The 14,059-nt window shown below is 46.7% G+C and carries 11 protein-coding genes and 1 tRNA gene; 3 read left to right on the top strand and 9 right to left on the bottom strand.

The window, feature by feature from the left end; translation table 11 throughout:
• The first annotated feature begins 221 nt into the window (after window positions 1–221).
• Together ACLTOH_RS06340 and uidA are read left to right on the top strand one after the other, a co-directional pair.
• Complete coding sequence (locus ACLTOH_RS06340) at window positions 222–1,595, top strand: MATE family efflux transporter (protein WP_412223653.1); 1,374 nt, start codon at window positions 222–224, stop codon at window positions 1,593–1,595.
• A gap of 114 nt (window positions 1,596–1,709) precedes the next feature.
• Window positions 1,710–3,536 (top strand): beta-glucuronidase, encoded by a 1,827-nt coding sequence (gene uidA, locus ACLTOH_RS06335; protein WP_412223651.1) that lies wholly within the window; start codon window positions 1,710–1,712, stop codon window positions 3,534–3,536.
• Window positions 3,537–3,591: 55 nt separating this feature from the next.
• Here the strand turns inward: uidA and ACLTOH_RS06330 are convergent, their stop codons facing one another.
• The 8 genes from ACLTOH_RS06330 to ACLTOH_RS06295 all read right to left on the bottom strand — a co-directional run bounded on the left by ACLTOH_RS06330 (window position 3,592) and on the right by ACLTOH_RS06295 (window position 11,136).
• Window positions 3,592–4,473, bottom strand: coding sequence for an aldose 1-epimerase family protein (locus ACLTOH_RS06330; protein ID WP_118501654.1), 882 nt, complete (start codon window positions 4,471–4,473; stop codon window positions 3,592–3,594).
• 124 nt (window positions 4,474–4,597) lie between these two features.
• On the bottom strand, window positions 4,598–5,974 hold the full coding sequence (locus ACLTOH_RS06325; protein WP_412223650.1) for an MATE family efflux transporter: 1,377 nt from the start codon (window positions 5,972–5,974) through the stop codon (window positions 4,598–4,600).
• 14 nt (window positions 5,975–5,988) lie between these two features.
• Entirely contained in the window at window positions 5,989–6,765 is a 777-nt protein-coding gene (locus ACLTOH_RS06320; RefSeq protein ID WP_337417140.1) for a TatD family hydrolase, read from the bottom strand.
• Window positions 6,766–7,222: 457 nt separating this feature from the next.
• On the bottom strand, window positions 7,223–7,474 hold the full coding sequence (locus tag ACLTOH_RS06315; protein WP_182430247.1) for a hypothetical protein: 252 nt from the start codon (window positions 7,472–7,474) through the stop codon (window positions 7,223–7,225).
• Between the two features lie 419 nt (window positions 7,475–7,893).
• Window positions 7,894–7,966 (bottom strand) — tRNA-Lys (locus tag ACLTOH_RS06310).
• A 128-nt stretch (window positions 7,967–8,094) separates the two neighbouring features.
• Window positions 8,095–8,640 (bottom strand): Fur family transcriptional regulator, encoded by a 546-nt coding sequence (locus ACLTOH_RS06305; protein WP_118539022.1) that lies wholly within the window; start codon window positions 8,638–8,640, stop codon window positions 8,095–8,097.
• A 68-nt stretch (window positions 8,641–8,708) separates the two neighbouring features.
• Window positions 8,709–9,590: a putative manganese transporter gene (locus ACLTOH_RS06300; protein ID WP_412223648.1), complete on the bottom strand. Its 882-nt coding sequence runs from the start codon at window positions 9,588–9,590 to the stop codon at window positions 8,709–8,711.
• A gap of 223 nt (window positions 9,591–9,813) precedes the next feature.
• Window positions 9,814–11,136: an MATE family efflux transporter gene (locus ACLTOH_RS06295; protein ID WP_412223646.1), complete on the bottom strand. Its 1,323-nt coding sequence runs from the start codon at window positions 11,134–11,136 to the stop codon at window positions 9,814–9,816.
• Window positions 11,137–11,351: 215 nt separating this feature from the next.
• Here ACLTOH_RS06295 and ACLTOH_RS06290 point away from each other — a divergent pair, with 215 nt between their 5' ends.
• Window positions 11,352–12,221 carry an AraC family transcriptional regulator gene (locus ACLTOH_RS06290; protein ID WP_262594091.1) on the top strand — a complete coding sequence of 290 codons (870 nt, stop codon included), beginning with the start codon at window positions 11,352–11,354 and terminating at the stop codon, window positions 12,219–12,221.
• Here the strand turns inward: ACLTOH_RS06290 and ACLTOH_RS06285 are convergent.
• Complete coding sequence (locus ACLTOH_RS06285) at window positions 12,206–14,059, bottom strand: substrate-binding domain-containing protein (protein WP_262594092.1); 1,854 nt, start codon at window positions 14,057–14,059, stop codon at window positions 12,206–12,208. The two genes, ACLTOH_RS06290 and ACLTOH_RS06285, sit on opposite strands and share 16 nt — an antisense overlap.

Genomic DNA, 14,059 nt, shown 5'->3' with positions numbered 1-14,059 from the left:
TCACCCACCTATGAGCAAGCTCATGTGGGCTTAGACCTTTTGACCCTGGCATCATGATTATATTACAATAGAGAATATAACCGGCAGCATCGAAAGCTTTCTCAACATAAAACCCTGGACACAGTTTTGGCATAGACTCTGAACCAAGCCAGTATAAGCTGATGAATTTTTACATTCTACAATTTAAATATTTACCATTTTTACAAAGCGGGTAATTGTCAATGAATATGAGTAAAATCGATATGACACAAGGTTCTATTTTAGGCCGCGCAGCACAGTTTGCATTGCCGATCTGCATCGGAAATATCTTACAACAGTTATACGGAACCGTTGATACTTTGGTTATCGGTAATTTCTGTGATGCATCCGCTTTGGCCGCTGTGGCCACAAGTTCCCAGCCACTGGAGATTCTTTTGTGTATCTTTCTTGGCATTGGTTCCGGAATATCCATCCTGATTTCACAAGCGGCAGGTGCCTCCGATGCCGATCAACTGCGTAAGCTTGCACAAACCGCAGTGTTTTTTCTGTACGCTGCCAGTCTGCCGCTTACGTTGTTAGGCGTAGCTGCCGGACCGTTCCTTCTCAGGCTGATGCAGGTGCCTGCCGATGCCATGCCCTACGCCATTGTGTATTTGCGTATCACAACGTTAGGCATTCTCGGCAATATGGGATATAACTTTAACGCAGGTATTTTACGAGGTCTGGGAAACAGTACTTCCTCGCTGTTATTTCTTGGCATTTCCTGCGTTACCAATATTGTTCTGGATCTTGTACTGACTGCCGGTTTGGGAATGGGCGTCACCGGTGTTGCCATCGCAACTGCTGCCTCACTGTTTCTGTCCTGGATGTTCAGCATCTTCTACATCCGTCATACTTATCCTGCCATGAATTTTCCGGTTTTTGCGCATGGTTTTGACCTTCTTATTCTTCATGAAATGTTAAAGATCGGCTTGCCGCTCGGACTGAATACCGCACTTTATTCTGTCGGTCATGTGCTGCTTCAGGCTCTTTATAACACACTGGGATCCACCTTCGTAGCCGGATGCTCCGTTGCCGGTAAAGTCAGCGGCATTGCCAATATTGCCATTACTTCCTATTCTTCTGCGGCTACTGTGTTTGCCGGGCAGAACCTTGGTGCCCGGAACTACCGTCGTTTATGCTGCGGTGCATGGCAGATACCGCTCTGTTCCGGCATCGTCACCCTTGCAGGCGGATTACTTGTGACTGCTTTTTGCCATCCTCTGCTGATGTTGTTCAGCCGTGATCCGGCCGTGTTGGCTTTTGCACAGCGATATACTTATCTTGTTCTGCCATTCACCTGGGCCTACGCCGTGTTCAATGGCATTATGTGCTTTATCAATGGTATCGGAGAGATTCGCTATCCCACCATCGTAAATATTCTGCTATTATGGGTTGTCCGAATCCCTGCCGCTTATCTCATCATGTATGCCGGCTATGGCGAATATGCCATGGTCAGTGTTTCCGCCAGCTTTATTACCGGCATGATTGCCATGCTCTTCTACTTTAAATCCAGGCGCTGGGGCGCTATTTGCGCCCTTGCAAAAAAAACAGGAATACCCACCATTAATTACTGACTTGCCAGATTCATAAAAATTTACATACTTCCTAAAAATAATCACATGGATTTTCCTTTTGTCCTGCCCTATAATAAGCGCAATTACAGTCCACAAGGCAAAAGGAGGACTACCATGTTATATCCGATCATGAACCGTTCCCGCAGCTTGATCGATCTGAGAGGAGTATGGCAATTTCAATTAGGAGATGAGAAGGAACCGGGAGATACCTGGATCGAACCCCAGGCGATGGAAATGATCTGCGTTCCGGCCTCTTACAATGACCAGAAGGATGATCCGGCTTACCGGAATCATTACGGCTGGGCTTATTACGAACGAACCGTGGAGCTCCCGGCACTTTTGTGCGGAAGCAACGGACAGCGTCAGGTACTGCGTTTTGACGCCGTGACCCATGTTGCAAAAGTTTATATCAATGGGAAACTGATTATGACACATAAGGGTGGTTTTCTCCCTTTTGAAGTTGAGATCACGGATCTGGTTCCGGAGGATGGCCACCTTACCATCTGTGTCGCTGTGGACAACCGGATCAGCCACAGCACTCTGCCCATCGGCAACGAAGGTAATATTGCCTTCTTCGGCTCTGACAATCCCGGCATTCCCAGTGTGGAAGCCGCAAAAATATGGAGAAAGAAACAGAATCTGCCGAATTTTGATTTCTTTAATTTTGCTGGCATCAACCGACCGGTGCGCATCTACAGCACTCCGGCGTCCTACATCAGAGACATTACTCTGGTCCCGTCTATCGAAGGTGACACCGGCGTCTTAAATTACGAAATTCTCACGGATGGGATGGATAGTGACGCTCCTGTCACTTTAAAAATCATAGACGCAGAAAGCAACTGCAAAGCAGAAGCCACCGGCCGAAAGGGAGAGCTTCGGATCCCGCAGGTCCATCTCTGGCAGCCTTATCCCGGCACTCCTTACCTGTACAAGGCGGAAGTTCATTACGGAGAGGACTGCTATACGGAAGAATTCGGTTTCCGTACCGTAGAGGTGAAGGGAACGCAGTTTCTGATCAACGGGGAGCCTTTTTATTTCAAGGGCTTCAGCAAGCATGAGGATTCATTTTTCCGCGGAAGAGGACTGGATCTCTGCCTCGATGTAAAGGATATTAATCTTCTACACTGGATCCATGCCAACTCCTTCCGCACCAGCCATTACCCTTACGCGGAGGAGATCTACCGGCTCTGTGACAGAGAAGGTATCGTTATTATTGACGAGACGCCCGCCGTGGGCATCGGTGCCGGAGAGAGCTGTGATCCTTATAAGACATTTCCCATAAGAGAGCATCACGAGCAGGTCCTGCGGGATCTGATCGTGCGAGACAAAAATCATCCCTGCATCGTCATGTGGTCCATGGGAAATGAGCCGGATACCGAGCATTTCCCGGAATCCGCCTATGATTACTGGCATTCCCTCTATGAATTTACCCACAGTCTGGATCCTCAGAACCGTCCCGTCACCTTTGTCTGCTGTCAGAATAATTACGAGAAGGACATCGTGACCCGGACCATGGATGTGGTCTGCCTGAACCGATATTACGGATGGTACAATCTGTCCGGTGATCTGGAAGCTGCCTCCTATGCATGGAATATGGAGCTGGATTTCTGGGAAAAAATCGGCAAACCTGTGATGATGACGGAATACGGTGCTGATACTCTCGCCGGGCTCCATAACTGTGCGCCGGAAATGTGGAGTGAAGAATTCCAGGTAGCGCTTTACAAAATGTATAGCAAAACCTTCGACGGAAGAGACTTCTTTATCGGGGAACAGGCATGGAATTTCGCCGATTATGCCACCCTGCAGGGCTGTATGCGCGCAGACGGCAACCGGAAAGGCATCTTTACCCGAGACCGCCGTCCGAAACTGATCGCCCATTATTTCCGGGACAGATGGGAGCATATTCCGAATTTCCATTACAAGAACAAGAATAATTCATAAGATGAGCCACTTAAAAACAGCAGCGATACCTAACATATCGCTGCTGTTTCTGGATTTATTCTACGGTGATGGTGTACTCCCTGCGGAATACCCCGCCCGCCTGCAGAGTATTGCCATACTCCCGCTGTTCCAGGCTGCCGTCGAAGGTCGTCCGGTCGCATCTGCCGTACCAGGGCTCGATGCAGATAAACGGTGCTCCCTTGCCTGCGGGAGACCACAGCCCGAATAACGGAGCGTCAAAGCTTACGGTAAGGTAAGGCTTTTTGTCCGGAGTACACAGGCTCACTGCGGAAGCCTGACGATCCTCCACGATCAGAGCATCCCGGTCAAATAAGTGCTCTGTGATCTGCGCATAACCGCTTTTCACCGGCAGTACATCCTTTTGCTGTCCCATGAGTCCTTGTCCGTCATCTGCCACCAATCCGTAAGTCAGATCTTTGTCCGTATCAAACTTGAAATAATATTCCGACTGCTTTCCTTTTCCATCCACAGGACACATAAATGCCGGGTGTCCGCCGATGGAAAAGTACAGTGTTTTCGTATCCGGATTCTCGACCTGCCAGATGACCTTCAGGTCTTTTCCTTCCAATTCATAACCTACTTTTAAAATGAACTCGAACGGATACTTCGCTTTGGTCTCTTCATTAGATCTCAGGGAAAACCATGCTTCCGTCGCGGTCTGTACATCCACGGCAAACTCCATATCTCTGGCAAAGCCATGCTGACCCATGGAATAGATCTTTCCTTCGTAGTGATATTCCTTATTTTTCAGACTTCCTACAAAGGGAAACAGTACCGGGGCAGTTCTCTTCCAAAATTTTGCATCCGCATTCCACAGATACTCGGTATCTGTTGCTTTCCCCTGAATGCTTGCAAGCTCTGCGCCAAAGCTGTTGATGGTTACTTTTAAAGCTTCATTTTCCAATACTACCTGCATATTAACCTCCATTCCGCAGACGATTCCTTTTGTCGGAGGATACGTACCTCTCCTCTGATATTGTACAGATCTCTATCTGTTATCGGTATTATAACAGACTTCCTATACAAGGACAACCGGTGCGCTATCTCTCTGACAATCCGGCTGTCTTCAACCAATGTCCGGACAAATATCTGCTCACGAAGCAGATCACGCGGAAGATCCAGTCCAGTACCATGGCAATCCAGACACCGATGGCTCCGTAACCCATGTTCACACCGATGATATAGCTGAATCCGATACGGAACATGAACATAGAGAATATGGACAGCACCATGGTAAAGCGCACGTCATTGCAGGCACGAAGCATGTTCGGCAGTACAAAAGATGCTGGCCACAAAAACATTGCCATGCCATTGTGGATCATGACCAGAATGTAGGACAACTGCGTGGTCTCCGTGCTTAATCCGTAGCATTTCAGGATCCAGGGTAGACACAGCAGAATGATACTGTTTACCACAAACGTACAAACATACGTGATCTTCAATAATTTTTTCGTATAGTGCCGTACCTGTCCGGAATCACCGGCACCGACGCAGCGCCCGATCACCGTGATCATGGCCAGATTCATGGCCTGACCCACGATACAGCCCATACTGTCCAGACTGTTCGCCACACCGTTGGCAGCGATCTGCACGGTTCCGAAGCCAGCGATAATGCTCACCACGATAACGCGTCCCAGCTGGAAAATACCGTTTTCAATCCCGCTGGGGATACCTATGTAAAAAATCTTATGGATCACCGGCCAGTCGATGTGGAATCTTTCTTTTAATAAATGCACTTCGTTGGACGGGTTTTTCAGCAAATGATACAGGATGAATCCTGCCACTGCACGGGAGATCAGGGAAGGAATCGCCACACCGGCCACGCCCAGTCCCAGTACATAGACGCCCAAAGCATTACCGCCGATGTTAATGATATTTTCCACCACGGAGACCTTCAATGTGATCTTGGAATTTCCCATGGAGCGGAACAGCGCTGCACAGGAATTGTACAGGGCAAGGAACGGGAAGGACAGTGCAGAGATCATCATATAGATCACAGCATTATGAAATACGTCCGCTTCAATTTTACCGAAAAATAGGGAAATGATGCCATTACAGAACACCATGACCAAAATCGAAATACCGATGGTAATGCATACGGAGGACACGATCAACTGTTTTGCAGATTTGCAGGCGTCCTCTTTTTTCCCGGCTCCGAGGAACTGGGAGGTCACCACGGCTCCGCCGGTAGCCAGTGCCGCCAGCACACTGATGATCAGATTATTAAACATGTCGATCAGGGATACGCCGGAGACCGCCGCTTCGCCCGCCGAAGAGATCATGACCGTATCCGCCATACCCACGGTAATAGCCAGCGCCTGTTCAAATAAGAGCGGAACGATTAGTTTTTTCAGATCTTCTTTTGAAAATAGTTGCTGTTTTGTCTTGCTTTCTTCCATTTCTTTTATTGCTTCCATTGCTTTTTACCCGGTTATTTATCCATGCGATACAATTTCAGGGAATTGTCCCATGCCGCCTTGCGCACTTCTTCCTCTGTGATTCTCTTGATCTGCGCCATGGCAGCGATCACATAGGGAATGTTCAGAGAGCTGTTGCGTTTGCCGCGGTTCGGTTCCGGTGCCAGATACGGGCAATCCGTCTCCAATACAATGCGATCCATGGGAATGTACTCTACCGCTTCCTTCAGCTTCTTTGCATTTTTAAAAGTCAGCACGCCGCCGATTCCGAAGTAGAATCCCATATCCAGGAAAATCTTCGCCGTCTCCTTCGTATAGGAATAACAGTGAATTACACCGCCGATCTCCTCCGCGCGCGCCTCCGTCATGAGATCCACAGTATCCTTCGCCGCATCCCGGGAATGAATGATAACGGGCTTTCGGATCTCTCGCGCCAGATCCAGCTGCCGCAGGAACCACTTCTTCTGTGTCTCATGGTCCGGCTCCGGCCAGTAATAATCCAGTCCGATCTCTCCCACTGCCAGGCATTTCTCTTTCTGGCACTGTTCCTTCAGCCAGGAATAAGATTCTTCCGTCAGTTCCGCGGTCTCGCTGGGATGTACGCCGATGGCTCCGTATATATAATCGTACTGCTCCATCAGCTCTAACACTTTCCGGCAGGATGCCAGGCTCGCACCCACATCCACCACCCGGGCAATGCCCTGCCCCGGCAACGCCGCCAGAAGCTGTTCTCTGTCATCGTTAAATGCGTCATCGTCATAATGCGCATGCGTATCAAATATCGCAGTCATGTGAAATCTCCTTAATCAGGGTATCTATGCAAAAAAAGAACCGTCCCCGGAGCTCCTATGTCTCCAAAAACGATCCTTTAAAGTGCATCGCCAGGAGCTCGAACCCCAGACACCCTGATAAAGAGAAATGGTATCTAAGGGGTATTTTAAGTCGTTTTTTGACGGTTTACGCTACGAGAACCGTGTGATATAATAGGCATGCTGTTGACTCTTTCCAGCAGGAAGGAGGTGGCGCTTTGGATATTATTATTACTTTCTTTCTCTCCGTTATAGCAAGTGTAGTTGCCTACTACATATGCAAATGGCTGGACGGAGAAGCTTAGCAACAGTCAGCCTAGCAACAAAAAGCCCCGGGATCGCACCCCGGGGTTTTCTGCGCCTTGGAACAATTATTACTTTCTTATCTAAGTTCAATATAGCACGGGTTCCAGGCTTTGTAAAGTAGTTTGTCAGACAATTATTTTTCTATTTCTTTCCAAGATGATTCTACAAAATCCTCATACCGCAGATCTTTGTCTGCAGGATCTTTTGTGTCCAGTGGTCGCATATTCCAGTTATTTTTGATAACCGGCTTTCCTGTCCCTCTCTTCTTGCTCCGTTTTCTGGTGCTGGCGGTCGTTGATTGGGACTGATCTGTCCGGATCTTAAATACCAGGTACCCGAACATGACAATTAAAATTGAAAACATCATTGCTATTGCATCATTCATAGTATTCCCCTCACTCATCAATTTCAAATATCGTGAATACTTCATATACAGAACTATTAACAATTTTTCTGTAGTGTCCTTCATCCATGTCGTTTCCCATTTCCAACCAGACTGTGGAAGGGGTGACATTTTGGTAGAACTCTTTAACTTTATACTCTCTGTTGTGGCAAGTGTAGTCGGCTACTACATATGCAAATGGCTGGACGGTGATGAATAGCAACAGTCAGCCTGGCAACAAAAAGCCCCGGGGTAGCATCCCAGGGTTTTCTGCGTCTTGAAGTTAGACATTAGTCTCTCTTTGGCTAATTTCAATATAACATGTGTTCCCAGCTTTGTAAAGTAGTTTGTCCAGCAAAATTAAAACCAAAAAAAAGAACCGTCCCCGGAGCTCCTATGTCTCCAAAAACGATTCTCTCGAGTGCACCGCCAGGGGCTCGAACCCTGGACACCCTGATTAAGAGTCAGGTGCTCTACCAACTGAGCTAGCGGTGCATTTTCTGTGTCGTTGTTATGTCTCCCGCAACGACAAGACATATGTTACCACATGATTTTAAATAATGCAAGTACTTTTTCAAAAAAAATTAAATATTTTTTTCGATTTTTTTATATAATAGGTGAAATTAGTGATTTTTGCGGGCTTCCTGACACTTTTTGCAGTAGCCGTACAGCTCTAATTTGTGTCCGGTGACAGTGAAATCTCCGGTATCCTGCTCTAAATGCACATGTGCAAAAGGGCAGCTGGGCAGCGGAATCCGCTTATGACATTCCAGGCAGACCGCATAATGGGTATGTTCCCCGCGGTTCAATTCGTATACTACGGTACCGTCTCCCATGAACGTTGTCTTCTCTACCATTCCATGTTCTTCAAATGTTGCCAGGATCCGGTAGATCGTGGATACAGCATAATCGCTGCCTTCGTGTTCTTTCTCAATACGATTGTAAATCTGCACGGCGCTGAGAGGCTCGGTCGCTTCCTCCAGCACCTGATACACGCATTTTCTCTGTTTGGTCCATTTCAATCCCTTAGGGTAGGAAATATCATTGTGTTCACATTTATGTTCTTCCATAGATATCTGTCCTTTAATATCGCGATCCGGGGCATCCGCAGTGCTGCTCAGCTCGGTAACGCCCTGCGTTCCCTCACTGGACGGGCGTCGCCCTATCAAAATTGGATCTGCCTCTTATGCCTGCAAGCAGTCAAAGAGTCAGCTCTCAATTTTGGCACTGCTTGTGCCTACAGCCAGTTTATCACAATTCCTGCTAAAACGCCAATCACATATAAAATTCCCACGATTTTCAGATTTTCCTTTTTATCCGGATTCACGCGGAACAACACCAACAGTCCTACTCCCGCGCCCACCAGCAATCCGGACATCATGGCTCCAAGGCTGATCACACCACTGATATACAATTGCGTTATGGTCACAGATGCTGCACAGTTGGGAATCAGTCCCACCACTCCTGCCAGCACAGGTCCCAGTACGGGACGGTTCAGGATCAGTCCGGCCAGAACATCTTCTCCCACAAAATGCAGTGCTGTGTTCAGAACAAATCCAATGACTATAATGAAAAAGGTAATGTGAAGCGTATGCTTTACCGCAGATAGAAAAATTCCATCCTTTTCACAATGGCAGTTCTCATGCTCACAGATTTCATGAATGTGCTCTTCCTCTTCATGATCATTTTCCTCATGCCCGTGAACATGGTCATGAGGATGCATCTTCCTCTCCCGGATCAACAGATCGATCACAAATCCGGCTACCGCACCAATGGCCGCTTTCGCTCCCAGCACGCCCAGAACAAAGCGGATATCCATTTTCTCCGAAATCAGGATCGGCAGCATCTCATCAGAAGTGGACAGATAAATGGCTATCAGTGTTCCCAGGGTGATCACCCTGCCTGCATATAAGTTGGATGCCGCTGCTGAGAATCCACACTGAGGCAGCACACCTGCCACGCCACCGATCAACGGTCCCATTTTGCCTGCTTTTCGCACCATATGTGTGGTCTTCTCGCCAGCCTTATGCTCCAGATATTCCATAGCCAGATAGGTCAGGAACAAAAATGGCACCAGCTTTATACTATCTATTAAAGTATCTAAAATAACTTCCGACATGACTCTTACCTTTCCATACTTTCTTTATCAAATGAATACTTAATCATATATTTGTTCTAAATGCAAATGAGTTGCATTTGCATTTAGAACTATAACACATTTTTTTATATTGTCAATATTTTAATTATAAAAAATGCGCTATGCTATGATAAGCTACGAAAAGCAAGAGAATGCCCATCCGGGCAAAAGCCAGCCGGTATACCGTCTTATTATTGCACTTCGATCAATCTTCGATCAATCCTTTTTTCTTCCATGCTCCGCTCCGCCAGCGCAACATCATGCCGACCGCACGGCTGCATTCATCTGCTGTCAGACCGATATAAGCACCCACTACTGCCAGATGCAGCTGTATCCCCAACAGATACGTTCCTCCCGCTGCACACAAAAACATGAAAACAGCCCCGAGGATCACCGGAAATACAGCATCTCCACTGGTTTTCAGAGCATTCCCGTATACCAGATTTGTGACTCGTCCGGCTTCCAGAGCAATGTCAATAAACATCAGCTTCTGCACTAGTTCTACCATACTCTTATCCTGCGTGAAAAAAGAGATCAGGACCGGGGCACTGACTGCAAACAGAAATTCTGTTCCCATCGCCAGTACCGCTCCGATCGCCGCAGATTTTTTAGTCTGCTTATCACATATTTCATATTTTCCCGCACCCATATACCATCCGGTCATAATGGCATTCGCCTGTGCAAGCGCACTTCCCACACAGAAGGATAAATTTGTGATCTGTGCCGTATAGGAACGGGCTGCCACATTGATTCCCTCCGTATCCATCTGGTTCAGAAAACGGATCACCAGTGTCATCGCTATATTATAAATAGTATTCTCCAAAGCGGAAGGTAATCCGATCCGGATGATCTTCCGCAAAATCTCTCCGGAATTTACCCTCTCCGAATATTTTTTTGCAGGGATCAGCCGCCGTACAAAGATCACTATCAATATCAGATTCACTACTTTGGAGATCACTGTTGCGGATGCAACCCCCTGCACGCCGAGGTGGAATCGAAACAGAAACACGGCATTTAATATAAAGTTCAAAATATTACCTGTCACAGTTGCGATCAGAGGCTGTTTCGTATATCCAAACGCACGCAGATATCCTGCCAGTATGGGAATCATTGCGTTCAATATGCTTCCGCCTCCTACGATCCGCAGATATTGTACAGCAGGCTCCTTCAATGCCGGTGCAATACCTACCACATACAGAATCCCATCGGAACAGAAAAACAAAAACACAGACATCACAACACCCAGGATCCCATTAAACCATAATCCCAAAGTCTTTGCCTGACAGGCGATCCCCGGTCTGCCCGCACCGATATTCTGTGTCATCACAGCCAGCATTCCCATAGAAACTACCGAATACATAATAATAAATACACCGATATAAGTATTTGCTGTTCCGACTGCTCCGACTGCCTGATCTCCCACAGAAGAAAGCATTAAGGTATCCACCATTCCGGACAACATGTAAAAGATCGTCTCCAGACACAGTGGTACAAATAATTGAAATAATGACTTATTCTGTCCTTCCATCGTAGGTTTTATATCCTTTCTGCGGTTCCTAAAAATTTGCATTTTCATTTTACAACTATTCAGAATACTATTCCGAATAGTCTCTTCAATTTTTACATATTACTACTTTATCTTTCCTAAAACTTGCATTTTTACCACAGAAAATTGACTTATTTCTACTTTTATAGTAATCTGACCATAATATCCTCTGATCCACTTCACAGAAAGGCCTGCCTATGTACCCTGAATTAAGAGAAGAACGCATTCACGGAACAAAAGAATTTCCTTTTAGCTGTTATCACCTGCATGATATGCCTGCTTTTTTTCAGATTCCTGTCCACTGGCATCCGGAGGTCGAGATCATATATGTCCGCTCCGGCTCTTTTAATGTCATCATTGAAGGGGAAGAATACGAAGCGGCCGGCGGCTCCGTATTCTTTGTGAATCCCGGTGAGCTTCATTTTATGGGTTCCGCAATTCCGGGCGTAGACTATCATACCCTGTTGTTTCCACTGGAATTTATTTCCTTTCAGACGGACGATCTGTTGGAAACGGAGTTTTTCCTTCCCCTGCGTAACCATGAATTGCTTTTGCATCATAATCTTTCCCACGAAAAAAGCTGTCCTGACATCATTTCTCTCATCCGTGAGATCCTGTCTGTCAGACAGCTTCCAAATACATTGAGTGGGCTTTTCCGATTACGTATTTTATTGTTGTCACTTATACAAAAAATTGCTTCCTGTGGAACCATTAACCCGATGGGCTCCAAAAGGAACGATCCGATGCAGCGTGAGATACTGACTTATCTGCAGTATAACTACACGGAACCCCTTCGGTTGGAAACCCTGGCAGAACAATTTCATTTATCCGAAAAATATTTGTCCCGCTATTTTAAACAGCACTTTCATCTGACTCTGACGCAATACCTGATGCATCTGAGACTGACCCATGCCTGCCATCTGTTAGAGAGTACCTCTCTGCCGGTTACAGAGGTTGCCCTGCAGTCCGGCTTTTCTAATGTAAGTCATTTTATCCGTAGCTTTCACGCTTCTTTTCGGATGTCGCCGCTGCAATACCGCAAGAAACGGGATCAGTCCTTCACATAAATTCTGATATTGGCCGGTGTTACCGGATAGGTTCCGGTGTCAATGGTTTTGGGTATACTCTGTCCTTCAAATACTGCCTCTATTTTTTCCAGTGTCATGGATCCCCAGCTCTCCGGACGCTGCGCAATTGCAGCATCTACATAGCCGGCCTTCATGAATTCTCCAACTTCATCCGTGAAGTCCACTGTTACCAGTTTTACCTTCTTCCCTTTGGACTTAAGATATCTGGCAAAAGCCAATCCCCATCCTACATTTGTAGCGCACAGTACAGAGATATCCGGATGCTCCGTAAGAAGCCGGTCAGTTAATTTTGTTGCTTCTTCAGCAGTAGGTTCTCCCGGACCGGTCATATCATAATAAGGAATTCTGTTTTCTTTCAGAACATCTACAACACCGTGGTATCTGTCCTCTACAGTCTCAATGAGGTTATCCTTCCACTTGATAATGCCAACGGCACCGTCGGCTCCCAAGGCTTCTCTCACAGCCTCTCCGGTACTCCGTCCGCACTGATAACTGTCAGTTCCGATGAGTGTGCGATAGGGAACACTATCAAATGCAGACAGGATGAAAATCACCTCCACACCCTTCTCTGCCATCTTCTGCAGCAATTTTTCCACTCTGAGATCCGCAATGGGTGAGATACAGATTCCATCATAACGCTCCTCCAACACCTTTTTCAGAAAATGCACCATTTCCAGAGTTCCTGCTTCTCCTCTTCCCTTAGGTGCAAATACCGTAATATCAAAATTCAGAATTTTGGCAGTGCGATAGGCCTGTTTCGTCGCCGGATACCAGAAAGGATCATCCAGATCCCATACCATGGCAATTTTCCTGCGCTGTACCGGTGCATAATCCACCGGTATATTAGCCAGGATTTCATTCAGCTGATTTAATTCGCTGTTCAATCGTTCGGATACATGCCCCATAAGGCTGGCATTCTGCTTCTGTTCTGCAGTAATTCCCGCCACGTTTTCCGAGGATGCCGATGCCTGACTGGAGATTGTTGCAATAGATTCCATGACTTCCAGTAGCTCTTCCTTCTTCCCATTGACTTCATCCATACGTTCTGTGAAAAAAAACTGCGCTTCTGCCAGTTCTTTCACACTGTGATTTATATTTTCAAAGGAAGAAATTGTATCCCCTACCGCGGTTTTCTGTGCTTCAAAAGCTGCATCGGATTCCTCCATGATCTCTTTCAGTTTTGTTAACGAACCTATAATCTCCTGAATGGATGCATTGATACTCTGACTTGCCTTATGACATTCCTCCGACAATTTTCGTACTTCATATGCCACATGAGCAAATCCTCTTCCGGCTTCCCCGGCTCTGGCAGCCTCGATGGATGCATTTAAAGACAGCAGATTCGTCTGCTTGGCAATACTATAGAGAACACTTGTGACAGATTCAATCTTTGCATTTTTATCCAGAAGCGTACGAATCTCTTCTGTGATCGTATCCATGGAACCTTTGAGTTTTTCCTGTGTTTTCCCCAGATGTTCCACTCTTTGTCTGCCAAGATCACTCTGTTGCTGCATCTGCTGAACCTGTGTCTGCATAGTTGCAGTCTCCTGATCCATATCCGTGATCTTCGCTGTGAATTCCTCGGCTATTTTCCGGCATTGCAATACATCTCTTTCCTGCCTTGAGGCACCTTCCGCAAGCACCTGTACGCCATGTCCCACCTTATCGGAGGACTCTGTCAGCCCCTCTGCCGCACCTTCAAATTGTTCGGATACCAATCCCAGATTATTGACAGTCTGTTTCAAGGATTGTAGCTGTTCCTTATATGATTCTTCTGTTTGTCCGCTGCTTACCGCTCTTTTGTTCCATAAAGGCAT

The sequence above is a fragment of the Waltera sp. genome, assembly GCF_046969025.1.
Lineage (GTDB): Bacteria > Bacillota > Clostridia > Lachnospirales > Lachnospiraceae > Acetatifactor > Acetatifactor acetigignens.
The sequence above is the reverse complement of the archived record's forward strand: the minus strand, read 5'-3'. Positions and strand labels throughout refer to the sequence as shown.